This window comes from Alsobacter sp. SYSU BS001988 (assembly GCF_054796215.1).
Window position 1 is genome coordinate 778678 of the sequence record NZ_JBTAMK010000001.1, and the last position, 23977, is coordinate 802654.

The following is a 23977-nucleotide window of genomic DNA, read 5'->3' on the forward strand; positions in this document are numbered from 1 at the left end:
GGTCACGGCCGCAGGCCGGTCCAGGCGGGATCGGACAGCACCTCGTCGGTGTGCTGGCCCAACCGCGGCGAAGCGCGCCCCGCCACCATGGGCTCGCCGTCCAGGACCAGGGGCGAGCGGATCGTCGGGATGGAGCCGCCCGCCGCGTCCGGGCAGGGCAGGTCCACCCGCATGCCGCGGGCCTCGACCTGCGGGTCCTCGAACACGTCCGCGACGGTGTTGATGGGGCCGGCCGGAACGCCGACGCGCTCCAGCGCGGCCAGGAGATCGTCGCGCCGGACGCGGAGGGTCAGCTCGGAGAGGGCCGGGATCAGCCGCTCCCGGTTCGTCACCCGTAGCGCGTTGCTGGCGTAGGCGGGATCGTCCGCCATCCCGGGCGCGCCGAGGACGCCGCACAGCCGGCGGAACTGCCCGTCATTGCCGGAGGCGATGACGATGTGGCCGTCCGCCACCGGGAACACCTGGTAGGGCGCGAGGTTGGGGTGGGCGTTGCCCATGCGCTTGGGCGTCTTGCCGGAGACGAGGTAATTGAGCGCCTGGTTGGCCAGCACGGAAACCTGCGTGTCGAAGAGCGCCATGTCGAGGTGGCCGCCCTCTCCGGTGGCGTCGCGCCGGCGCAGCGCGGCCAGGACGCCGATGACCCCGTAGACGCCGGTGAAGATGTCCGCGAAGGCGACGCCCGGCTTCTGCGGCTCGCCGTCCGCATCGCCGGTCAGGTCCATGATGCCGCCCATGGCCTGGATCATGAAGTCGTAGCCGGCGCGCTCCCGGTAGGGGCCGTCCTGTCCGAAGCCCGTCACCGAGCAGGTGACGAGGCGCGGGTTCAGCGCCCGCAGGCTCTCATGGTCGAGGCCGTATTTCTTCAGGCCGCCGACCTTGAAGTTCTCGATCACCACGTCGGCATGCGCCGCCAGCCGCCTGACCGTCTCCTGGCCCTCGGCTGTCTCGAAGTCCACCGCGATGGAGCGCTTGCCCCGGTTGCAGGCGTGGTAGTAGCCCGAGGACAGGTCGCCCCCATCCGCGGCCGGCACGAAGGGCGGCCCCCAGGCGCGCGTGTCGTCCCCGGCGCCGGGCCGCTCCACCTTGACGACGTCGGCCCCCAGGTCGGCGAGGGTCTGGCCGATCCACGGCCCCGCCAGGATGCGGGCCAGCTCGAGCACCTTGACGCCCGCGAGAGGCTTGGGGCCTGTCATGTCCGTGTTTCCCGGATTTGTGGGCCCCACGGCTCAGAAGAAGGCCTGGATGCCGGTGATGGCGCGGCCCAGGATGAGGGCGTGGACGTCGTGCGCGCCCTCATAGGTGTTGACGGTCTCCAGGTTCTGCGCGTGGCGCATCACATGGTATTCTTCCTGGATGCCGTTGCCGCCATGCATGTCGCGGGCGACCCGGGCGATGTCGAGCGCCTTGCCGCAATTGTTGCGCTTGACGATGGAGATCATCTCCGGCGCGACCTTGCCCTCGTCGAAGAGGCGGCCGACGCGCAGGCTGGCCTGCAGGCCCAGCGCGATCTCGGTCTGCATGTCGGCCAGCTTCTTCTGCACCAGCTGGGTGGCGGCCAGCGGCCGGCCGAACTGCTTGCGGTCCAGCGTGTATTGCCGCGCGCGGCGCCAGCAGTCCTCGGCCGCTCCCATGGAGCCCCACGAGATGCCGTAGCGGGCGCGGTTGAGGCAGCCGAACGGCCCCTTCAGGCCGGAGACGTTGGGCAGCAGGTTCTCCTCGGGGACGATCACGCCGTCCATCACCACCTCGCCGGTGATCGAGGCGCGCAGCGAGAGCTTGCCGCCGATCTTGGGCGCGGAGAGGCCCTTCATGCCCTTCTCCAGCACGAAGCCGCGGATCTGGTCGCCATGGGCGGCCGATTTCGCCCACACCACGAAGACGTCCGCGATCGGCGCATTGGAGATCCAGGTCTTGCCGCCCGTGATGCGGTAGCCGTCCGCCACCTTCTCGGCGCGCGTCTTCATGCCGGCGGGGTCGGAGCCGGCGTCGGGCTCGGTCAGGCCGAAGCAGCCGACCCACTCGCCCGAGGCGAGCTTCGGCAGGTACTTCTTGCGCTGGTTCTCGTCCCCATAGGCGTAGATCGGGTACATCACCAGCGACGACTGCACGCTCATCATCGAGCGGTAGCCGGAATCGATGGCCTCGACCTCGCGGGCGACGAGCCCATAGGAGACGTAGTTGGCGCCCGCGCAGCCATAGTCCTCCGGCAGGGTGACGCCGAGCAGGCCGAGCTCGCCCATCTCGGTGAAGATCGACCGGTCCGTCTTCTCCTCGCGATAGGCCTCCACGACGCGCGGCAGCAGCTTCTCCTGCGCGTAGGCCCGGGCCGTGTCGCGGATCAGGCGCTCGTCCTCGGTGAGCTGGTCATCGAGCAGGAAGGGGTCGTCCCACTGGAACGAGGCGGCGGACGACGTCGTCTTGCTCTGCGGCTGCGCGCTCATCGGATGTCTCCTCGGTCTTCCACCGCCGTCATCCCCGGCGCGCCGAAGGCGCGGGAAGGGGATCCAGCCTTTGACTGAACCGCCGTCTGTATCCCCTTCCCGGCGCTGCGCGCCGCCGGGGATGACGGCGGGGTTACCCAATGATCTCGAAGGTCACGCCCTGCGCCAAGGGCAGGGTCGCGCCGTAATTGATGGTGTTGGTCGCCCGGCGCATATAGGCCTTCCAGGCGTCGGAGCCGGCCTCGCGGCCTCCGCCGGTCTCCTTCTCGCCGCCGAACGCCCCGCCGATCTCGGCCCCGGACGGCCCGATATTCACGTTGGCGATGCCGCAATCGGAGCCCTCGGCCGAGACGAAGCGCTCGGCCTCGCGCATGTCGAGGGTGAAGATCGACGAGGACAGGCCCGCCCCGACGGCGTTCTGAAGCGCGATCGCCTCCTCGAGCGTGCGATACTTCGTGACGTACAGGATGGGCGCGAAGGTCTCGCGCAGCATCGGGCCGGTCTGGGAGGGCATCTCCGCCAGAGCGGGCGAGGCGTAATAGGCCTCCGCGCCCAGCTCCTCGCGGACGCGCTGGCCGCCGGTCACCTCGGCGCCGAGGCCGCGCGCCTCGGCCAGGGCGCGCTGCATGCCGTCGAAGGCGCCCTTGTCGATCAGCGGGCCCACGAGCACGCCGGCCTCGCGCGGGTCGCCGATCCGCACGCTCTCATAGACGCGCTTCAGGCGCGGAACGAGGGCGTCGTAGACGCTCTCATGCACGAAGAGCCGCCGCAGCGTGGTGCAGCGCTGGCCGGCGGTGCCGATCGCCGCGAAGGCGATGCCGCGCAGCGCGATCTCGATGTCGGCCGAGGGCGCCACGATGGCGGCGTTGTTGCCGCCGAGCTCCAGGATCGACCGGCCGAAGCGCGCCGCGACCCTGGGTCCGACCTGCCGGCCCATCGCGGTGGAGCCCGTCGCCGAAACGAGCGCGACGCGGGGATCGTCCACCAGCGCCTCGCCGAGCGCCCGCCCGCCGATCAGCACTTGGCTGAGCCCGTCCGGCACGCCGCCGAAGCGGGCGGCGGCCTTCTCGACGACGGCCTGGACGGCGAGCGCGGTCAGCGGCGTCTTCTCGGAGGGCTTCCACACCACGGGGTCGCCGCACACGAAGGCCAGGGCGGCGTTCCACGACCACACGGCCACCGGGAAGTTGAAGGCCGTGATCACGCCCGTGACGCCCAGCGGGTGCCAGGTCTCCATCATGCGGTGCTCGGGCCGCTCGGTCGCGATGGTGAGGCCGAAGAGCTGGCGCGACAGGCCGACCGCGTAGTCGCAGATGTCGATCATCTCCTGGACCTCGCCGAGGCCTTCCGAGACGATCTTGCCGGCCTCCAGCGTCACCAGCATGCCGAGATCGGCCTTGTGGGCGCGCAGCTCCTCGCCGAGGAGGCGCACGAACTCGCCGCGCCGGGGCGCCGGAACCTTGCGCCAGGCCGCGAAGGCCTCGTGGGCCCGGGCGATGGCGGCGGCGGCCTCGGCCGGGCCGTCCTCCCGGATCTCGGCCGTCACGTCGCCCGTCACGGGCGAGCGGGCCGGCATGCCGCCCCGCAGGAAGGCCGAAGCCGGAACGCCGAGGCGGTCGAGAATGCCCAGAACGTCGTCGCGCGCCGAGGCGGCCATGGCGGATCTCCTGATCAAGTCGCCGGCCCGGCCCGCTGCCGGCGCCGGACGCAGCCCAGCGGGACCGCGCCGTGCGGCGCTCCCGCGCGTTCGCCGAACCGTCGCTCTTTCGCATGGCGGGCGCAACCGATATGTTCTCACCAGTTCATGAGGAGAACGCATGATCTTCGCGACCCAGCGCAGCCTTCTGCCGTCCCTCGGCGCGCTCCAGGCCTTCGAGGCCGCGGCCCGCCACGGCAGCTTCACGCGGGCCGCCGAGGAGCTGAACCTGACGCAGGGCGCGGTCAGCCGGCAGGTCGCCGCGCTGGAGCAGACGCTGGGCGTGCCGCTGTTCGAGCGGGTGCGCCAGCGCGTCACCCTGACGCCGGCCGGCCTCGCCTATGCGGCGGAGATCCGCGACGCGCTCTCGCGCATCGCCGCCGCGACCATGTCGGCCATGGCGTTCCGGGGCGCGGGCGGCACGCTGGCCCTCGCCATCCTGCCCACCTTCGGCACGCGCTGGCTGATCCCGCGCCTGCCGGACTTCTTCCAGAAGCACCCGGAGGTGACCATCGACTTCGCCACCCGCATCCGGCCCTTCGACTTCCGCCAGGAGCCGCTCGACGCCGCCATCCATTTTGGCGACCCCACCTGGCCGGGCGCGGCGATGCACCGCCTCATGGGCGAGGTCATCGTGCCGGTCGCCAGCCCGGACCTGATCGCCCGCGTCGGCCTGAAGGAGCCCGCCGACGTGCTGCGCGCGCCGCTGCTGCAGCAGTCCACCCGCCCGCGCGCCTGGGCCGAATGGCTGGAACGGCAGGGACTCGCCCCGGCCCAGGCCCTGCTGGGCCCGAGCTTCGAGCAGTTCGCCATGGTGGCCCAGGCGGCCGTCGCCGGGCTCGGCATGGCGATCGTGCCGCGCATGCTGGTGGAGGAGGAGCTGCGCAGCGGCGCGCTCGCGGTTCCGTTCGACCGGCCCATCGACAGCCGGCAGGGCTACTGGCTGGTCTATCCGGAGGAGAAGCGCGACCGGCCGCCCGTCGTGGCGTTCCGGGACTGGCTGCTCGCGCAATGCGGGCGCGACCTCGGCTGAAGCCGTCTCGACAGCCGCGCCCGAACCTGCCAATCATGCGGCCTGCTCATGACCGCGGGCCAGCGCGCGCGGCCGATCCCCATCCCTGCTCGCCGGCTTGCTCGCATGACCTCCCCGACCGCCTCCGCTCCGCAGCTTTCCGCCCCGCCGACCTCCGCAGACGTCGTGATCGTGGGCGGCGCCGCCATCGGATCCTCCATCGCGTGCCACATCGCGTCCGACCCCGCCTTCAAGGGCCGGGTGGTGGTGGTGGAGAAGGACCCCACCTACCAGTTCTCGGCCTCGGCGCTGTCGGCGGCCTCCATCCGGCAGCAGTATTCCAGCGCGGTGAACATCCGGATCTCGCTCTACGGCGTCCAGTTCCTGCGCCGCATCGGGGAGCTGCTCGCCGTCGGCGACGACCGGCCCGAGATCGGGCTCGTGGAGGGCGGCTATCTCTATCTCGCCAGCCCGGAGGGCGCGCCGGCGCTGCGCGCCAACAACGCCCTGCAGGCGGCCGAGGGCGCCGACATCGTCCTGTTCGAACGCGACGCCCTGGCCGCCCGTTTCCCCTGGCTGGCCACCGGCGACCTCGCCTGCGGGACATGGGGCCGCAGCGGCGAAGGCTGGTTCGACGGCTGGGGCCTCATGCAGGCCTTCCGCAAGAAGGCCCGCAGCCTCGGCGTCGCCTATGTGGACGGGACGGTGAGCGGGATCGACCGGGACGGCGCCCGCGTCACGGGCGTGCGCCTCGCCGACGGATCGCGCATCGCCTGCGGCGCCCTGGTCAACGCCGCCGGCGCGTCGGGCGGCCGCCAGGTCGCCGCCATGGCGGGCGTCGCCATCCCGGTCCATTCCAGGAAGCGCTTCGTCTTTTCCTTCACCTGCAAGGGCCCGGTCGAGAACGCGCCCCTGGTGATCGACACGACGGGCGCGTGGTTCCGCCCCGAGGGCCGGCGCGGGCCGGAGGGCCAGATGTTCATCGGCAGCGCCGGCCCGACGGCCGACATGCCGGACCCCGACTCCGACGAGTTCGAGGTGGACTGGGGCTTCTTCGAGGAGACGATCTGGCCCGCCCTGGCGACGCGGGTCCCGGCCTTCGAGGAGATCCGCCCCGGCCGGGCCTGGGCCGGCCACTACGACATGAACCTCTTCGACCACAACGCCATCCTGGGCCAGGCCGGCGGCCTCGACAATTTCTACCTCGCCAACGGCTTCTCCGGCCACGGCCTGCAGCAGTCCCCCGCCGTCGGCCGCGGCCTCGCCGAACTGATCCTGCACGGCCGCTACCTGACGCTCGACCTCTCCGACATGTCCTTCGACCGCATCGCCGCCAACCGGCCCGTCCTGGAGCGCAACGTCATCTGACCCCTCAACCCGCGGGCCCAGGCGGCTGGAAATGGTCCCGAAAGCTCCCTCTCCCGTCATCCCGGCGCGCCGAAGGCGCGGGAAGGCGATCCAGAGAAGCCGGGCGAAGGGCGCGTCGCCTCGACCGTCGTGGATCCCCTTCCCGGCGCTGCGCGCCGCCGGGGATGACGAGGCCTGGTTGGGCAAGGGGCGCCTGCCTAGGCCAGCACGCCGCGCAGGATGGTGCGGGCGAGCTGGCGGGTCGTTTCGGCGAACTCGTCGTCGCTGAGCGGGCGGCCCCCGTTCAGCACCTCGATCTGGGTGGCGAAGTCGGCGTAATGCTGCGTGGCCGCCCAGATGAGATAGAACAGCGCCTTCGGCTCGATCGGGGCGAGCTTGCCCTCGGCGATCCAGCGCCGGACGATGGCGCCGCGCGACTCGACCCAGTGGGCGAGGGTGCCCTCCAGGTGATCGGCGATGGCGGGCGCGCCCCGCATGATCTCGCTGGCGAAGATGCGCGAGCCCAGCGGCATGCTGCGCGACAGCTCCATCTTGGCCGTGATGTAGCGCGTCAGCGCATCCTCCGGATCGTCGCTGTCGTCGAGCGAGGAGGCCGCCGCGAGCCAGCGGTGCAGCACCCGCGCCATCACGGCCCGGTAGAGGTCGTCCTTGCTGGGGAAGTAATAATGCACGTTCGCCTTCGGCAGCCCGGCGCGGGCCGCGATCGCGCCCGTCGTCGCGCCCTTGAAGCCGAGCTCGGCGAAGACGCTCTCGCCCGCCTCCAGGATCAGGCGCTCGTTCTCCTCGCGGGCGTTCAGCCGCATGGCGGCCCGGGGCGCCGCGCCGGGGGATCCGGACGCCGACGGCGGGCGCGGCGCGGTCCGGTCGTGCGGCCTGGCTTTGGCCAAGATGTCCTCCAGCAGCGCGCTTCTGCTTCGCCTCGGACCGACGCGCGCGGGCTCGGGCGTGATTGTTGACCAAACGGTCAATGCCATACTAGCCTCGACTTCGCGGGTGCGGGAGACAAAAATCAGCCCACGCGCCACGCGGCCAGAGGCCGCCGCGGCCATCTTGGCCGCCGAGAGGGGATCAGACGGATGAGCGGAGCTGGCGCCGAACTCGGCAATGTGCGCATCGACGGCGCGCGCCTTTGGGACAGCCTCATGGAGATGGCGCAGATCGGCGCCACCCCCAAGGGCGGCTGCAAGCGCCTCACCCTCACCGACCTCGACAAGCAGGGCCGCGAGCTTTTCCGGCGCTGGTGCGAGGAGGCCGGGTGCGCCGTCTCGGTGGACCGCATGGGCAACATGTTCGCCCGCCGCCCCGGCGTGGACGACACGCTCCCGCCCGTGATGCTGGGCAGCCACCTCGACACCCAGCCCACCGGGGGCAAGTTCGACGGCGTGCTGGGCGTGCTCGGCGCGCTCGAGGTGGTGCGCACGCTGAAGGACCTCAACATCAGGACGAAACACCCCATCGAGGTCGCCAACTGGACCAACGAGGAGGGCTCCCGCTACGCCCCCGCGATGGTGTCGTCCGGCGTCTTCGCGGGCGTCTACACGGAGGAGTTCGCGTATTCGCGGGTGGACTCCGAGGGCAAGACGCTGGGCGACGAGCTGCAGCGCATCGGCTTCCAGGGCGACCTGCCGGTCGGCAGCCGGCCCATCCACGCCTTCTTCGAGCTCCATATCGAGCAGGGCCCCATCCTGGAGGACGAGAACCTCGACATCGGCGTGGTCACGCACGGCCAGGGCCAGCGCTGGTACGAGATCACGCTCACGGGCTTCGAGAGCCACGCCGGCTCCACCCCCATGCCGGTGCGCAAGGACGCGCTGCTGGGCGCCGCCCGGGTCGTCGAGCTGGTCAACCGCATCGGCCTCGCCAACGCGCCGAACGCGGTCGCCACGGTGGGCATGCTCAACCCCTATCCGAATTCCCGCAACGTCATCCCGGGCCAGGTCTGGATGACGGTGGATTTCCGCTGCCCCGACGATTCCGTGCTGGCCGGCATGGACGCGGCGCTGCGCGCGGGCGTGGACGAGATCTGCGCCGGCATCGGGCTCGAGCAGGAGACCAAGCAGATCTTCTACTACCCGCCCGTCGCCTTCGAGGAGAGCTGCGTGGCGGCCGTGCGCGGCGCGGCGCAAAAGCTCGGCTACACCCACCGCAACATCGTGTCCGGGGCCGGCCACGACGCCTGCTACATCGCGCGCGTGGCGCCCACCGCCATGATCTTCACGCCCTGCGTGGACGGCATCAGCCACAACGAAATCGAGGACATCAAGCCCGAATGGGCCACGGCCGGCGCCAACGTGCTGCTGCAGGCCGCGCTCAGCAAGGCCGAGATCGTGCCTTGAAGCGAATGGGGTGTGGCGAGTAGCGAGTAGGGGTGCTTTCCCAACTCACCCGTTCGCCTTCCCTACTCGCCACTCGCTATTCGCCATTCGCCCACCCACAGGAGCCGCCCATGTCGACGCTCATCAAGAACGGAACCGTGGTCAACGCCGACCGCACCTGGAAGGCGGACGTGCTGATCGAGGGCGAGCACATCAAGGCGGTGGGCGACGGCCTCTCGGGCGACACGACGGTGGACGCCGAGGGCTGCTTCGTGTTCCCGGGCGGCATCGACCCGCACACGCATCTGTCCATGCCGTTCATGGGCACGACCACGGCGGACGACTGGGAGAGCGGCACGCGCGCGGCGCTGTCGGGCGGCACCACCATGGTGGTGGACTTCTGCATCCCCGGAAACGGGCAGCCGCTGCTCGACGCCTGGGCCGAATGGGAGAAGAAGTCCGAGACCGCCTACGCGGACTACGCCTACCACATGTGCATCACCTACTGGAACGACCAGGTCCGCGCCGACATGGGCAAGGTGGTCGAGAAGGGCGTCACCACCTTCAAGCACTTCATGGCCTACAAGGGCGCGCTGATGGTGAACGACGAGGAGATGTTCGCCTCGTTCCAGCGCTGCGCCGAGCTCGGCGCCATGCCGCTCGTCCACGCCGAGAACGGCGACCTCGTGGCCGCGCTCCAGCAGAAGCTCCTGAAGGACGGCATCACGGGTCCGGAGGGCCACGCCTATTCGCGCCCGCCGAGCGTCGAGGGCGAGGCCGCCAACCGCGCCATCATGATCGCGGACGCGGCCGGCTGCCCGGTCTACATCGTCCATGTCTCGTCCATCGAGGCGCACGAGGCCGTGGCCCGCGCCCGCGCCAACGGCCAGCGCGTCTATGGCGAGCCGCTGGTGCAGCATCTCACGCTGGACGACAGCGAATACGCCCATCCGGACTGGGACCACGCGGCCCAGCGCGTCATGTCGCCGCCCTTCCGCAACAAGAAGCACCAGGACGACCTCTGGAACGGGCTGCGCGCCGGCTCCCTGCAGGTGGTGGCGACCGACCATTGCGCCTTCACGACCGAGCAGAAGCGCTTCGGCATGGGCGACTTCACGAAGATCCCGAACGGAACCGGCGGGCTGGAGGACCGGCTCTCGGTGCTCTGGACCAAGGGCGTCGAGACCGGCCGCCTGACCATGAACGAGTTCGTGGCCGTCACCTCGGCCAACATCGCCCGCATTCTCAACCTCTACCCCCGCAAGGGCGTCATCCAGCAGGGCGCGGAGGCGGACCTCGTGGTGTGGGACCCCAAGGCCGGCAAGACCATCTCGGCCAAGACCCAGCAGTCGGCGATCGACTACAACGTGTTCGAGGGCATGAAGGTCAGCGCCACGCCGCGCTACACCTTCTCGCGCGGCGAATGCGTGTGGCAGGACGGCAAGCTCACCGGCCAGCGCGGCCGCGGCCGCTTCGTCCCGCGCTCCCCCTTCCCGGCCGACGCCCAGGCCCTGCGCACCTTCAAGGCGCTCACGGCCGACCGGGCCGTCGCGCGGTGAGCCTGCGTCACTTGCAACGGCCCTCACCCCAGCCCTCTCCCCGTGCCGGGGAGAGGGGGCCCATCGCGGCCACGGCGCCGCGCGCGCCCTTCGCCCCGGCGCGGGGAGAAGGTGGCCGAGCGAAGCGAGGTCGGATGAGGGGTCCTTCGGCCCAGGCCCTGCGCTGATGCCCGACGCCGTCATCCAAGCCCGCGACCTCTCGCTCACCTACGATTCCGCCGACGGCGCCGTGCAGGCGCTGTCCGGCATCGACCTGACCATCGAGCGGGGCGAGTTCGTGTCGCTGATCGGGCCCTCAGGCTGCGGCAAGACCACGCTGCTGCGCGTCATCGCAGATCTCGAGACCGCCACCTCGGGCTCCATCCTGGTGAACGGCGTCAGCCCGCAGGAGGCGCGGCTGAAACGCTCCTATGGCTATGTGTTCCAGGCGCCGGCGCTTTATCCGTGGCGATCCATCGCCGGCAATGTCGGCCTGCCGCTCGAAATCATGGGCTATTCGCGCGAGGAGCGGCGCGAGCGCGTGGCCCGGAACCTGGCCCTGGTCAATCTCGAAGGCTTCGAGCGCAAGTTCCCGTGGCAGCTCTCCGGCGGCATGCAGCAGCGCGCCTCCATCGCGCGGGCGCTGTCGTTCGATCCCGACCTGCTGCTCATGGACGAACCCTTCGGCGCGCTGGACGAGATCGTCCGCGACAAGCTCAACGAACAGCTGCTGCGCCTGTGGGACCTGACCCGCAAGACCGTGGTCTTCGTCACGCACTCGATCCCGGAGGCCGTGTTCCTCTCCACCCGCATCGTCGTGATGTCGCCCCGTCCGGGCCGAATCCACGAGATCATCCCCTGCGACTTCCCGCGCGACCGCACCCTCGACATCCGCGAGACGCCCGAGTTCCTGGCCATCGCCAACCGCGTCCGCCACGGCCTGCGCGAGGGGCATTCCTATGACTGAGGGGATCGCTCCCGACCCGTCGGAGTGCTCGGCGCCCCTCCCTCCCCTGCAGGGGAGGGATCGAGGGTGGGGCCTATCCGTTGCGCCCGTGTCGGGCGTTGCGCTCTTCGCCCGGCGTTCTCCCCACCCTCAGTCCCTCCCCTGCAGGGGAGGGAGGCCCATTGCGCTTGGCCCCAGCAGGGGAGCCAGCCGATGAGCCGTCCCCTCGCCTCGCTCTGGGCTGGCCATCTCGGCCCCATTCTGGCGGTCTGCGTCGCCATCGTGGCGTTGTGGTACGCCGGCGCGGTGTGGATGAACGCCGACCTGCAGCGCTCGGCCTTCGACAATGCCGGGCAGAAGACCTGGACCACGGGCGAACTCGTCGCCGGCACGCTGGCGCAGGAGCGGCCGCGGCTTCCCGCCCCGCACCAGGTGGCGCAGGAATTGTGGAAGACGGTGGTGGACACCGCGCCCTCGTCCAAGCGCAGCCTCGTCTACCATGGCGGCGTCACGCTCTCGGCGACGCTGCTGGGCTTCCTGTTCGGCTCCGCGCTCGGGATCGGGCTTGCAGTGTTGATCGTGCATGTCAGGAGCCTCGACCGCTCGCTGATGCCCTGGATCATCGCATCCCAGACGATCCCGATCATCGCGCTGGCGCCGATGATCGTCATCATCCTGAACCAGCTCGACGTGACCGGCATCGTCCCGAAGGCCGCGATCGCGGCCTACCTGTCGTTCTTCCCGGTGACGGTCGGCATGGTGAAGGGCCTGCGCTCGCCCGATCCGCTGCAGCTCGACCTGATGCGCACCTATTCGGCCTCGCAGGCGCAGACCTTCTGGTCGCTGCGGCTGCCGGCCTCCGCGCCGTTCCTGTTCGCGAGCCTCAAGGTGGGCGTCGCCGCCAGCCTGGTCGGGACCGTGGTGGCGGAGCTCACCCAGTCGGCCGACGGCGGCTTCGGGGCGCGGCTGCTGGCGGGCTCCTATTACGGCCAGACCATCCAGATCTGGGCCGCGATCTTCGCGGCCGCCTTTTGCGCCTGCGCGCTGATCGCCGCGGTGGCGCTGGCGGACCGCGTCGTGGCGAAGCGCATGGGCTATGCGCGATGAGGCGGGGGGATTGGCTCGCGATCCTGTGCGCGCTGGCGAGCCTGCTCGCCCTGGGAGGTCCGCTGACGGCGGCCGGCGACGCGCCGACCTGGGCGCGGCCCTACCTGGCCGCCCTGTTCGCATCCGCGCTGCTCTGTGCGGGCGGCGCCGGCAACGAGGCGCGCTGGCGGCTCGGCTCCACCATGCTGGCCCTGATGGCCGCCGGCGGCGCCGTGGCGCTCGTCGCCCTGCTGGGGGCAGGGCTTCAGGCCAATGCGGGCTGGGGCTACGCGGCGGCGCTCGTCGCCGTGTGGCTCGCCGCCTGGCATACCGTGTCCTGGCTCGTCGGCCTGCGCCTCTCCGCCGGCTGGCCGGCGACGCTCGCCAACCTGGCCATCCCGCTCGTTTTCGGCCTGACGCTGCTGTTCCTCTGGGAGTGCGGCGTGCGGGGCTTCGGCTCTTCGATGATGAAGGTCATCCTGCCCGCGCCTTCCGCCATCGCGGCGCGCTTCGCCTCGTCCCTGCCGACGCTGGGCGCCGACTTCGTCCAGACCTTCAAGGGCGTGACGGCGGGCTACGTGATGGGCTGCGGGTCGGGCATCCTGGCCGCGATCCTGATCGACCGCTCGCCCTTCCTGCAGCGCGGCCTGCTGCCGCTCGGCAACCTCGTGTCGGCCCTGCCGATCGTCGGCGTCGCCCCCATCATGGTGATGTGGTTCGGCTTCGACTGGCAGTCCAAGGCCGCCATCGTGGTGATCATGACGTTCTTCCCGCAGTTGGTGAACACCGTCGCGGGCCTCGCCTCGGCGGGCACGATGGAGCGGGACCTGATGAAGACCTATGCGGCGAGCTACGGGCAGACCCTGCTGCGCCTGCGCCTGCCCGCGGCCTTGCCGTTCATCTTCAACGGGTTGAAGATCAACTCCACGCTGGCGCTGATCGGGGCCATCGTGGCCGAGTTCTTCGGGACGCCCATCGTCGGCATGGGATTCCGCATCAACACCGAGGTCGGGCGCATGAACATCGACATGGTGTGGGCGACGATCGTGGTCGCCGCGCTGGCCGGCTCGCTCTTCTACGGATTGCTGGCGCTCGCCGAGCGCCGGGCCACCTTCTGGCACGCCAGCTATCGCGGGCGCGCCGGCTGATTTGTTCGTTCGGATGGGGAGGGATACGCGATGAAGAAGCACATCATGCTCGCCGGCCTGGCGCTTGGAGCGCTCGTGGCCGCCCATGCGGCGCAGGCGGCCGACAAGGTCACGATCCAGCTGAAATGGGTCACCCAGGCCCAGTTCGGCGGCTACTACGTCGCCAAGGACAAGGGCTTCTACAAGGACGCCGGCCTCGACGTCACCATCAAGCCGGGCGGCCCCGACGTCGCGCCCCCGCAGGTGATCGCAGGCGGCGGCGCCGACGTGATCGTGGACTGGATGCCGTCCGCGCTGGCCTCGCGCGAGAAGGGCGTGCCGCTGGTCAACATCGCGCAGCCGTTCAAGAAGTCCGGCATGATGCTGACCTGCCGCGCCGAGACCGGCATCAAGACGCCGGCCGATCTGAAGGGCCGCACGCTCGGCGTCTGGTTCTACGGCAACGAATATCCGTTCCTCAGCTGGATGGCGAAGCTCAAGATCCCGACCGACGGCTCGCCCCAGGGCGTGAAGGTGCTGAAGCAGGGCTTCAACGTCGACCCGCTCCTGCAGAAGCAGGCCGACTGCATCTCGACCATGACGTACAACGAGTACTGGCAGGTGATCGACGCCGGCATCAAGCCGGAGAACCTCGTGGTGTTCAAATACGAGGATCAGGGCGTCGCCACCACGGAGGACGGCCTCTACGTGCTGGAGGACAAGCTCAAGGACCCGGCCTTCGTGGACAAGATGGCCCGCTTCGTGAAGGCCTCCATGAAGGGCTGGGAATGGGCGCGCGCCAACCCGAAGGACGCCGCCAAGATCGTGCTCGACAACGACGCCTCGGGCGCCCAGACCGAGAAGCACCAGACCCGCATGATGGAGGAGATCAACAAGCTGACGGCCGGCTCCGACGGGACGCTCGACGAGGCCGACTACAAGCGCACCGTCGCGACGCTGCTCTCGGGCGGCTCCGACCCGGTGATCTCCAAGGAGCCCACGGGCGCGTTCAGCCATGTGGTGACCGAGAAGGCGAAGACGCTGAAGTAAGGCCGCCACGACGCCGGCGCAGCGCCCCGCTGCGCCGGTCCCGCCTCAGGACCGCCGGCCTCAGGCTCGCCAGCGCAGGCGCCGCACGCGCGGGGCGAGCCCTCGCGGCGCGGAGCGGCTCAACAGGGAACCCCATGTCACCCTTGACGATCCTCCTGCCGCTCGTCGCCCTGCTGGCCGCGACCGCGCTGCCCGTCCAGGCGGCCCTGAACGCTCAGCTGGCGCGCGGCGTCGGCAACCCCATCCTGGCGGGGGCCATCTCCTTCGCGGCGGCCGCGGTCCTGCTCGCCGGGATCGTCGGGCTGTTCGTCCGGGACTATCCCAGCGCCGAGCAGTGGGGCCGCGTCCCGCTCTGGCTCTTCGTGGTCGGCGGCGCGCTGGGGGCCGTCTATGTCTGCGCCAACATCGTGCTGGTGCCGCGCCTGGGCGCGGCGACGCTGATCGCCTTCGCGATCGCCGGCCAGCTCATCGCGGCCCTGCTTCTCGACCAGTTCGGCCTGCTCGGCCTCGCCATGCGCGAGATCTCGCTCGGGCGCGTCGCAGGCGTGGCGCTCGTGCTGATCGGGGCCGTGATGGTGCGGGCGCTGTAGGGCCGATCAGTTCCCGAACCAGACCGGGCCGCCGAAGGGCATGACCGCCGCCCCGGGCGGCGGCTCGTTCGGGCGCGGCTCCGGGCCGGCCAGGACCATGGCCCAATAGAGCGTGGGCCCGCGCGCGCCCTGGCCCGTGGCGCGCGCCAGGCCGATCCGGGTGGCGCCCTTCATCAGCAGGTTCTTGCGGTGTCCGGCCGAGGCTTTCCACGAGGCCATCGCGTCCGCGAGGTCGGTCTGCCCCATCGCGACGTTCTCGGAGGCCATGTAGGCGCGGACGCCGGCGGACTTCAGGCGCGACGGAAAGGACCCGACGACCTCATGCGACATCTCGCCACGGGCGGCCATCCCGTTCGCCTGGAACTCGGCCGCGCGCACCAGCGCCGGGTCGGACGTCACCGGTCCGAGGCCTTCGGCCTTGCGGAAGGCGGTCACCGCCTGGGCGGCGCGGGCCGACTCGGAGGTCGCCGCGGGCCGTTTCGCGTGGCCGGGTTTGGCGGGAGCGGGCGCCTGCGCGGCCGCGTCGGTCGCCCCGCCGGCCAGGATGAAGCAGAGCAGGGCGTGGGAGACGAGAGGTTTCATGCGGGTCTTCTGGCCGATGATCCGGGCGGGTTTGGGGCGCACAACCTTCAGTTGTAATGTTCAAAGCCGCTCGCGAAAACTTAGTTCTTTTCATCAAAGGTCGGTAAAAATGATACTTTGCAAGGGGGCGACTGAAGGTTATCTTATCGCATTGCCCGATGGCTCTGCGCGTTAACCAATATTCGTGGCGCCCGTCCGTGAGGACTCCTCATGGTAAAGAAAACGTTCTAGATTAACACCAATAAGCGGACTTCAGGGCAGCGTCGTTGAGAAGTTTAACTTGGCCGGCGCCGAGCGCGCCGCCACGCCTTGGAGCGGTTTGCGTATGAACCAGATCATTCAGCCTCGCGAGATCTCCGAAGCCGAGCGTCTCAAGCACGTCGATGCGGCCGATTCCGTGCCGCGGCGGGCCAAGCCGCGTTCGGACGTCGGCACGATCGTCCTGCACTGGGCGACCGCGGCGGCGGTGGTGGTCAGCCTCGCCACCGGCCTGCGCATCGGCGGAGACGGGCTCGATTCGGTCGTCGGCCGCGCGCTCTGGTCGGTTCTGCCCCAGGGCGAGGTGTGGACCTGGCACTTCGTCGGCAGCCTCGCGCTGTTCTTCTGCGCCACCGCTTATGCGGTCTACATGGCGCGGGCGGGGCTGCTGCAGCGCATCGCTCCGTCGCGCATGCGCGTCCTGACCATGCCGGCCTCCGCGCGGCTGCGCTGGAACGCCGTGAACGTGGCGCTGCACTGGGCGATCTACGCCATCCTGGCGGCCCTCACGGCGACCGGCGTCGCCATGTATCTGGGCTTCGGCGGCTGGGTGGTCACGGTCCACGGCCTGCTGGCCACGGTCACGCTCGTCTATATCGGCGTGCACGTCTTCACCCACTTCATGTATGGCGGCCTCGACCAGCTGCTGCGCCTGTTCAAGCCGAGCCGGCTGGCCAGGACGGCCGCCGCGCGGCCCCGGCCCTTCGTGGTCGCGGCCTTCGCCGGCCTGCCGATCGCCATCGGGGTCGCGGCGCTGGACTACGGGACCCGCGACACCCTGACCGTGGCGCATGTCGCGACGCCGCCCACGGCGGACGGCAAGCTGGACGACGCCGCCTGGGCCAACGCCCGGCCGGTGCGGGTGCGGACGGAGCAGGGCGCCAATCTGGGCGGGACCGGGACCTCCACCGTGGAGGTGCGGGCGGTCGAGGACGGGCGCAAGATCTACTTCGCCTTTTGGTGGGAGGACCCGACGCGCTCGCAGATGCGGCTGCCCCTGGTCAAGCGCGAGGACGGCTGGCGGTTGATCGGCTCGAAGGCCGACACGGCGGACGTGGTCGACTATTACGAGGACAAGCTCGCCGTCCTGTTCACGCGCTCGGACGCCTTCGGCAACGGCGGCTCGACCCATATGGGCCCCGCCCCGCTGCCGGGGCAGCCCAAGCCCCTCCACGGCCGCGGCTATCACTACACCGCCGACGGCCTCTACGCCGACGTGTGGCAGTGGAAGGCGTCCCGCGGCGGTCTCCTGGGCCGCGTCGACGACATGTATTTCGGCCCGCCCAACGAGGCGAACGAGGCCATGAAGGCCGGCAAGGCGCGCTACCAGGCCGGCTATGACAGCGATCCGGGGACAGGCTTCTACGTCTACAACTACAAGTCCGAGGCGCCGGGCGGCTATCGGGGGCCGGTCACGCTGAGCAAGCTGCCCAAGGACTATGCGGCGACCGTCAAGGCGATGGGGACGCTCCACCTCGACGTCAACAAGAGCAACGACGAGGGCTCGCGCTGGTGGATGACCGAGGACGAGGTCGTCCCCTACAGCAAGGAGGCCGACGACAGGATCCCGGTCGGGACCGTGATCCCGGGCGTGCTGATCCAGGGCCAGTATTCGGGCGACCGGGCCGACCTCATGGGGGCCGCCCAGTGGAAGGACGGGTACTGGACCTTGGAGACCAGCCGCGTCCTCGACACCGGGAGCAAATACGACATCCCCTTCAAGAAGGGAGAGCCGATTTACATGTATCTCTCGGTCTTCGATCACACCCAGACCCGCCACACCCGGCATATGCGGCCGATCGTGATCGCGCTGCCCTGACGCCCTGAACGATGCGGGACCGGCGGCGCGCCGGTCCGCCCTCTCGACCCCAGACGCCACGACCCGGGAGCGTATCCCGCTCTCCGAAGGAGGTTGCATGTCTTCGAAGTGCCAGCTCACCATCAACGGCAGGAGCGTTTCCGCCCTGGTCGGCGCCACCGTGCTGGACGCCGCCCTGGCCGCCAGAATCGCGATGCCGCATGACTGCTGCACGGGGCAGTGCGACAGCTGCCGCGTGAGCGTGGAGGGCGGCGTCGACGACCATGGCACCCGTGAAGGCGCCACCGTGCTGGGCTGCCAGGCGACCCTGACCGGACACGCCTCCATCACCTTCGAGGAAGCGCCCGCCGTCGGCGCCCGCATGGCGAGCGTCTCCTCCATCCGGCCGCTCTCGCCCGACATCGACGAGGTGACGGTGGAGCTCAACAGCCCGCTCCGCTACCTGCCCGGCCAGTATGTGAAGCTGTCCTTCAAGGGCCTGCCCGAGCGCGACTACAGCCCGACCGTGGGACTGGGCGGCGAGGCGGACGTGAACCGCCTCTACTTCCACGTCCGGCGCTACCCCATGGGCCGCTTCTCCTCCGCGATCGGCCAGACCATCAAGGTCGGCTCGCGGCTGAAGGTGCGCGGTCCTTACGGCCATGCGTGGCTGCGGCAGGGGACCGGCCCGCTGGTGCTCGTGGCCAGCGGCACGGGCTTCGCGCCGATCTGGTCGATCGCCGTCGCCGCCCGGCTCGGCCAGCCCGACCGGCCCATCACGGTGATCGCCGGGGCCCGCAATCCCGCCGACCTCTATATGCGCCAGGCCTTCGCCTGGCTGTCGGCCCGCGGCGTCCGGGACCTCGCCCTGACGACGAGCGGCGGCCCGGCCTTCGCCGACATGCGCGCCGGTCGCCCGACCGACGCGCTTCCGGCGCTCGGTCCCGACCACACCGTCTATGCGGCGGGCGCGCCCGCCATGGTGGCGGCGGTCAAGCGCATGGCCCAGGACGCCGGAGCGGTCTGCTACGCGGATCCGTTCGTCATGAACGAGACGCCCGCGTCGCTGACGCAGAAGCTCGGCCGCTTCTTCCAGATGACCAATTGGGGATCGCGTCCCGGCGAACCGGGCGCCGCCGCTACGCCGCGGCCACTTCGGTCAGGAACGATTTGACCGCGATGTCCATCTGCTTGGCCTCCTCGGCCATGCGGGCGGCCATCGCCACCATGTCGACCGTGGCGTCGCGGGCGTTCTCGACCGTGGAGCTCAGATTCTCGACGCTGGCGCACAGGGCGCCGGTGCCCTCGAAGGCGGAGGAGACGCTCTCGGCGATCTGCTCGGTCGCCTGAGACTGGTCGGCGACGACGTGCCGGATCGTGGTGGTCTCGGCCAGCACGTCCGAGAAGGACTGGGCGATCATGTCGATCGACCGGACCGCGTCATTGGTGGCCTCCTGGATGGCGGCCACTTTCCCGGCGATCACCTCGGTGGCCTTGCCGGTCTCGCCGGCGAGGGCCTTGACCTCGTTGGCGACCACGGCGAAGCCGCGCCCCGCCTCGCCCGCCCGCGCCGCCTCGATGGTGGCGTTCAGGGCCAGCAGGTTGGTCTGCGCCGCGATTCCCTCGATCATCCGCACCACCGCGCCGATCTGGCTGGCGGCCTCGAGCAGCCCTCCCACCTTGCGGGTGGCCACCAGGGCCGTGTCGTTGCCGCGCACGATGACCTCGGCCGCGAGGCTGACCTTATCGGAGACGCTGCGGATCGCCGTGCTGAGCTGCCCCGTGGCGGCGTCGACCACCATCACGGACGACGTCGTCTGCTTGGACGCCCGGACGGTCGAGCTCGCCTCGTCCTTGGCGTGGCGGGAGATGCCGTCCAGCCCCTGCGCCGAGGCGTTCATGGAGCTGACGCAATCCTGCACGCTGCGCAGGACGGAGCGCATCGTCCCGTCGAAGCGCTGGATCGCGGCGTCGAGCGCGGCGCTGCGGCGGCGCACCGCCTCCGCCCCGGCCACGTCCGAGCGCAGCTTGTCGCGCTCCTCCATGGAGCGCTGCAGCAGCAGCACGGCCCGCGCGATGGCGCCGACCTCGTCCCGGCGCTCGGATCCGCTGACCTCGGCCCGCCAGTCGCCCTGCGCCACCGCCACGACCGCGCCGGTGATCTGGGAGATCGCCCGGCTGACGCGCCGGGACACCATGAGGGCCAGTCCGCCGACGAGCCCCAGGGCCAGCAGGCCGGCCGCGACCAGCCACGCCTTGAGGTCGGCCGCATGGGCCTCGCCGATCCGCACCGTCTGGTCGCGCAGGGCGTAGACCTCGCCGCGCTGCGCCAGGGCGCAGATCCGGACGTCCTTCAGGAGGTCGACGCAGTTGGCCACGAAGCGGCCGCTCTCGCTCTCCAGCAGGGTGGTCTCGGGCATGCGGCGCAGGCGCAGGCCCTCATTGGGGGCGCCCGAGACCGACACGGCCTCGCCGTTGACCTGGATCAGCACGGCCGAGCCGGTCAGGCGGGCGAAATCCTCCAGCACGGCCTCGGACGGCTTGATGCTGCGCAGCCCGACCAGGGCCGCGACCGTTTCGCCGAAGTCGTCGAAGACCGGCTCCACGAACGCCATCACCAGGACGGAGGTGGACCCGATGTCCAGCTTGGCGGCCATGTCGGCCTCGATCCAGACGAGGTCCTGCCAGGTCGTCGGCTTGGAGCGGTCGTTCGCCGCCACGATGGAGCTGACGCGGGCCAGCACCGGGCTGGCGCGCAGCGCCTGGTCCATCTGCACCAGGTCGGCCCGCTTCGACGACGTCCCGATCACCCGCGACTTCAGGTCGATGACGGCGATCATGTCCAGGTTCGCGGCCCGGACGGCGGCGTCCAGCGGCTCGCTCATGGCGACGACGTTGCGCGACTGGATGGCGCGGAAGATGTCGACCCGCTGGGCCACCACGCCCAGCCGCCGGGCCGCGTCGCGCTGCAGCGTGTCGAGACGCGCCTTGGACAGGTTGGCCTCGGCGCGCAGCGTCTCCGACAGCTTGGCGACCGACAGGCGGGCCAGTTCCTGGGACTGCTCGCTCAACCCCCGCTCGACCCTGATCAGCGTGCCGCCCACGAGCGCGACGAGCGCGACGCTCGTCGCGATGAGCATCACGCTGATCAGTTTCGCGCTGAGGGAGCGGAACAGCATCCTGCTATTGCGCCATGGGCACGCCGCCCAGGTCGTTCACCACCTGCTTGGCCTTGTCGCTGGAGGCGAACTGGATGAAAGCCTTGGCGTCCGTCGTGACGGTCTGGGGCTTGTGGATGAGGCCGACCACGACCGCGCTCGGATAGTCCGGGGCGGTGGGCGCCTTGCCGTCGATGCTGAGCACGACGACGCTGTCCTTCAGGGCGGACGAGAACGGGCCGAAGCCGACCGCGCCTTCCACCGCCTGGACGGTCTCGACCGCCTCCTGGGTGGTCGTGGCGGTCTTCGACTTGCCGGTCAGGACGAGGTCCTTCCAGCCCGGCATGGAGCCGCGCAGCACGCCCAGCGTGCTGTCGCCGTCCTCGCGGCGGACCACCTTGATCTTCAGGTCGGCGCCGCCGACCTCCTGCCAGTTGGTGACCGCGCCGGAATAGATGTCGGCGATCTGCTTGCTGGTCAGCGCCGTCACCTTGGCGTCCGCATGGACGAAGAAGGCCGACGGGATCTTGACGATCGGCGTCAGCACCAGGCCCTGGGCCTTCTCGGCGTCCGACAGCGGCCGGGCCACGCGGCCGACGACCTCCTGGTCGGTCGAGACCGCCACGACGGCGCCGCCCGAACCGATGCTCGGCGGCACCTTCACGGCCACGGCCGGATGGTCGGCCGAGAAGGCCGCGCCCACCGCCTTGAGGATCTCGATGCCGTCGCCCGTTCCGGGCACGGTCAGGTCCGCGCTGAGGCCCGGCGCCACGAGGGCCGGGGTGAAGGCCGCCGCAATCGCGCCGGCGAGGAGCATACGAGGGAAGGTCATGGAAGCCTCGGCTAGCCAATTCTTGCCGAAGCATAAGACCCTCTGATTAAGAGAGCCTGAAAAGCACCCGTTCATCTGGCGCGGTTGCAACTTAAGGCTGTAACGCCACGATTGGCTCGCCCGCCGACAGCCAGTGGATGATCTCGACCAGCGCCAGCCCCAGCGCGGCCCCGATGACGACGCCGGCCAGTCCCACGGCCGCGGCCACCAGCAAGGGATGGGCCGCGAAGCCCCCTTTCGGCAAAAACCTGTGGGAATACAGCGCGCCGGTCGGCATGGTCCGCTCCACCGGCGGCCGAACGAGGCCGCCCGCTCACCATGGCCTGCGGCCGCGCCCCGGGGCGTGACGGATCGCACATCGTGCGGCCCGGGCGGACGCGGCGCCGGGGACGCGTCAATTCACCACGGTCAGGCGGCGGCCGCGGCGCGCCGGCGGGGCTTCGAGGGACGCAGTCGGGCCCAGACCCGCCAGCCCAGCAAGGCGGCCAGCAGGGCGGCGTAGATCACCGGCCAGGTGACGTCCCGCTTCACCAGCCACCAGTAGTGCACCACCCCCAGGATCGCGATGGCGTAGATGGCCTGGTGCAGCCGGGCCCAGCGGGGGCCGCCGAGCCGGCGCACCCAGCCCTTGGTGGAGGTGACGGCCAGCGGCGTCATGAGCACGAGGGCCGCGAAGCCCACGGTCACGAAGGGCCGCTTCAGGATGTCCTTGGCGATGGCCCCGGCCTCGAACACCATGTCGAAGCCCACATAGGCGAAGAGGTGGACCACCCCGTAGAAGAAGGCGAACATCCCCAGCATGCGGCGGAACTTGATGGGCCAGTTCCAGCCGCTCAGGCGCCGCAGCGGCGTCACCGCCAGGGTGATGAGCAGGAAATGCAGGCACCAGTCGCCGGTCGCGTGCTCGATGGTCTCGGCCGGATTGGCGCCGAGCATCTCCGGGTCGGCGAACACGCCATAGACCAGGCGCAGCGCCGGGATCAGCGCGGCGAGGAAGACGACGGGCTTGGCGAGGCGCACCCAGTCCCGGCGCCGCGCGGACGCCGGCGGGGCGGCCCGGGCCGGGGCCGCTGCGCGGGACGGGGTCTTCTCCGTGACGCTCATCAGTGGTCGATCTTCAGATCCATGCCCGCATAGAGCGAGGCGACCTGATCCGCGTAGCCGTTGAAGAGCTCGGTCTGCCGGCTGGCGAAGAGCGCCGGCAGCAGGCGTTCGCGCTTCTGGCTCCAGCGCGGATGGTCCACGTCGGGATTCACGTTCGAGTAGAAGCCGTATTCGTTGGCGGCGGCCTTGTTCCAGGCCGTCCCCGGCTGCTGCTCGACGAACTCGATCTTCACGATCGATTTCACGCTCTTGTAGCCGTATTTCCACGGCGTCACGATCCGCACCGGGGCGCCGTTCTGGTTGGTGAGGGTCTCCCCATAGGCGCCCACCGTCAGCAGAGTGAGCGGGTGCATGGCCTCGTCGATGCGCAGGCCCTCCACATAGGGCCAGTCCAGCACCGGGATGCGCAGGCCCGGCATGGTCTCCGGCTGCATCACGGTGGTGAACTTCACGTATTTGGCCTTGCTGGTCGGCCCCACCCGCTTGGCCAGCTCGTTGAATTCGAGCCCGACCCACGGCACCACCATGGACCACGCCTCGACGCAGCGGAACCGGTAGACCCGCTCCTGCAGCGACATCTTGAGGATGTCCTCGACGCCGATGGTCATCGGCTTTTCGACCTCGCCGCCGATCTCGATGGTCCAGGGGCGGATCTTCATCTGGTCGGCGGACGCCGCCGGGTCGTATTTTCCCGTGCCGAACTCGTAATAGTTGTTGTAGCCCGTCACGATCTTCTTGGTCGTGGGCTCGGCGTTGACGCTGAACTTGGCGTTGCGCGGCGCATCGAGCTTGTCCAGGGCGGGGGCCGCCGCGAAGGCCGGCGCCGGCAGTCCCATGGCGGCGGCCGCCCCGAGCCCCGCCGCGGACTGCACGAAGCGACGGCGGTCGAGAAACACGTCGCGGGGGGTGATCTGCGAAGGAGCGATGGTGGGATAGCGGAACGGCATCTTGGTTCTCCGACGCGCAAGGCGGCATTTGGCGGCGAGCGCGCCCTGCAGCCCATGGCAGATCGGGCTTGCCCGGTCGCAGTCAAGCGCCGTGCGGCGATCACGACAACTCACGATCCCGCGTGAGGC

The 23977-nt window shown here is 70.3% G+C and carries 21 protein-coding genes; 11 read left to right on the forward strand and 10 right to left on the reverse strand.

Annotated elements, in window-relative coordinates:
* Positions 1-2: 2 nt before the first annotated feature.
* From ACYVO7_RS03285 to amaB, 3 genes are all read right to left on the reverse strand, one after another.
* Positions 3-1193, reverse strand: coding sequence for a CaiB/BaiF CoA transferase family protein (locus tag ACYVO7_RS03285; protein ID WP_460448400.1), 1191 nt, complete (start codon positions 1191-1193; stop codon positions 3-5).
* 33 nt (positions 1194-1226) lie between these two features.
* Entirely contained in the window at positions 1227-2441 is a 1215-nt protein-coding gene (locus ACYVO7_RS03290) for an acyl-CoA dehydrogenase (RefSeq protein ID WP_460448401.1), read from the reverse strand.
* Between the two features lie 133 nt (positions 2442-2574).
* Positions 2575-4098 carry an L-piperidine-6-carboxylate dehydrogenase gene (gene amaB, locus ACYVO7_RS03295; protein ID WP_460448402.1) on the reverse strand — a complete coding sequence of 508 codons (1524 nt, stop codon included), beginning with the start codon at positions 4096-4098 and terminating at the stop codon, positions 2575-2577.
* A 160-nt stretch (positions 4099-4258) separates the two neighbouring features.
* Between amaB and gcvA the strand changes: the two genes are divergently transcribed.
* Positions 4259-5170 carry a transcriptional regulator GcvA gene (gcvA, locus tag ACYVO7_RS03300; protein ID WP_460448403.1) on the forward strand — a complete coding sequence of 304 codons (912 nt, stop codon included), beginning with the start codon at positions 4259-4261 and terminating at the stop codon, positions 5168-5170.
* Between the two features lie 105 nt (positions 5171-5275).
* On the forward strand, positions 5276-6517 hold the full coding sequence (locus tag ACYVO7_RS03305) for an NAD(P)/FAD-dependent oxidoreductase (protein WP_460448404.1): 1242 nt from the start codon (positions 5276-5278) through the stop codon (positions 6515-6517).
* Positions 6518-6714: 197 nt separating this feature from the next.
* Here the strand turns inward: ACYVO7_RS03305 and ACYVO7_RS03310 are convergent, their stop codons facing one another.
* Complete coding sequence (locus ACYVO7_RS03310; protein WP_460448405.1) at positions 6715-7404, reverse strand: TetR family transcriptional regulator C-terminal domain-containing protein; 690 nt, start codon at positions 7402-7404, stop codon at positions 6715-6717.
* Between the two features lie 189 nt (positions 7405-7593).
* Between ACYVO7_RS03310 and ACYVO7_RS03315 the strand changes: the two genes are divergently transcribed.
* The 7 genes from ACYVO7_RS03315 (at position 7594) to ACYVO7_RS03345 (ending at position 15169) form a co-directional block, all read left to right on the forward strand.
* Positions 7594-8853 carry a Zn-dependent hydrolase gene (locus ACYVO7_RS03315; protein WP_460448406.1) on the forward strand — a complete coding sequence of 420 codons (1260 nt, stop codon included), beginning with the start codon at positions 7594-7596 and terminating at the stop codon, positions 8851-8853.
* Between the two features lie 110 nt (positions 8854-8963).
* Positions 8964-10391, forward strand: a complete 1428-nt coding sequence (hydA, locus tag ACYVO7_RS03320; RefSeq protein ID WP_460448407.1) for a dihydropyrimidinase — start codon at positions 8964-8966, stop codon at positions 10389-10391.
* A 166-nt stretch (positions 10392-10557) separates the two neighbouring features.
* Positions 10558-11337, forward strand: coding sequence for an ABC transporter ATP-binding protein (locus tag ACYVO7_RS03325; RefSeq protein ID WP_460448408.1), 780 nt, complete (start codon positions 10558-10560; stop codon positions 11335-11337).
* A 192-nt stretch (positions 11338-11529) separates the two neighbouring features.
* Entirely contained in the window at positions 11530-12423 is an 894-nt protein-coding gene (locus tag ACYVO7_RS03330) for an ABC transporter permease (RefSeq protein WP_460448409.1), read from the forward strand.
* 182 nt (positions 12424-12605) lie between these two features.
* Complete coding sequence (locus ACYVO7_RS03335; protein ID WP_460448552.1) at positions 12606-13550, forward strand: ABC transporter permease; 945 nt, start codon at positions 12606-12608, stop codon at positions 13548-13550.
* Positions 13551-13580: 30 nt separating this feature from the next.
* On the forward strand, positions 13581-14579 hold the full coding sequence (locus ACYVO7_RS03340; RefSeq protein WP_460448410.1) for an ABC transporter substrate-binding protein: 999 nt from the start codon (positions 13581-13583) through the stop codon (positions 14577-14579).
* Positions 14580-14713: 134 nt separating this feature from the next.
* Positions 14714-15169 (forward strand): DMT family transporter, encoded by a 456-nt coding sequence (locus ACYVO7_RS03345; protein ID WP_460448411.1) that lies wholly within the window; start codon positions 14714-14716, stop codon positions 15167-15169.
* A 6-nt stretch (positions 15170-15175) separates the two neighbouring features.
* On the opposite strand, the gene ACYVO7_RS03350 is transcribed toward ACYVO7_RS03345, so the two are convergent.
* Positions 15176-15751: a CAP domain-containing protein gene (locus tag ACYVO7_RS03350; protein WP_460448412.1), complete on the reverse strand. Its 576-nt coding sequence runs from the start codon at positions 15749-15751 to the stop codon at positions 15176-15178.
* 325 nt (positions 15752-16076) lie between these two features.
* On the opposite strand from ACYVO7_RS03350, the gene ACYVO7_RS03355 reads away from it, so the two are divergent.
* Both ACYVO7_RS03355 and ACYVO7_RS03360 read left to right on the forward strand, forming a co-directional pair.
* Positions 16077-17828, forward strand: a complete 1752-nt coding sequence (locus tag ACYVO7_RS03355) for an ethylbenzene dehydrogenase-related protein (RefSeq protein ID WP_460448413.1) — start codon at positions 16077-16079, stop codon at positions 17826-17828.
* Between the two features lie 97 nt (positions 17829-17925).
* On the forward strand, positions 17926-18981 hold the full coding sequence (locus ACYVO7_RS03360) for an FAD-binding oxidoreductase (RefSeq protein WP_460448414.1): 1056 nt from the start codon (positions 17926-17928) through the stop codon (positions 18979-18981).
* Here the strand turns inward: ACYVO7_RS03360 and ACYVO7_RS03365 are convergent.
* The 5 genes from ACYVO7_RS03365 to msrP all read right to left on the reverse strand — a co-directional run bounded on the left by ACYVO7_RS03365 (position 18947) and on the right by msrP (position 23848).
* Entirely contained in the window at positions 18947-20947 is a 2001-nt protein-coding gene (locus ACYVO7_RS03365) for a methyl-accepting chemotaxis protein (protein WP_460448415.1), read from the reverse strand. The two genes, ACYVO7_RS03360 and ACYVO7_RS03365, sit on opposite strands and share 35 nt — an antisense overlap.
* 43 nt (positions 20948-20990) lie before the next feature.
* Entirely contained in the window at positions 20991-21797 is an 807-nt protein-coding gene (locus tag ACYVO7_RS03370) for a PstS family phosphate ABC transporter substrate-binding protein (RefSeq protein ID WP_460448416.1), read from the reverse strand.
* A gap of 91 nt (positions 21798-21888) precedes the next feature.
* The gene (locus ACYVO7_RS03375) at positions 21889-22074 is read right to left on the reverse strand and encodes a hypothetical protein (protein ID WP_460448417.1); all 186 of its coding nucleotides are present in this window, start codon (positions 22072-22074) and stop codon (positions 21889-21891) included.
* 131 nt (positions 22075-22205) lie between these two features.
* On the reverse strand, positions 22206-22901 hold the full coding sequence (locus ACYVO7_RS03380) for a protein-methionine-sulfoxide reductase heme-binding subunit MsrQ (protein ID WP_460448418.1): 696 nt from the start codon (positions 22899-22901) through the stop codon (positions 22206-22208).
* Entirely contained in the window at positions 22901-23848 is a 948-nt protein-coding gene (gene msrP / locus ACYVO7_RS03385; protein WP_460448419.1) for a protein-methionine-sulfoxide reductase catalytic subunit MsrP, read from the reverse strand. Before msrP ends, ACYVO7_RS03380 begins: the two co-directional genes overlap by 1 nt.
* Positions 23849-23977 lie beyond the last annotated feature (129 nt).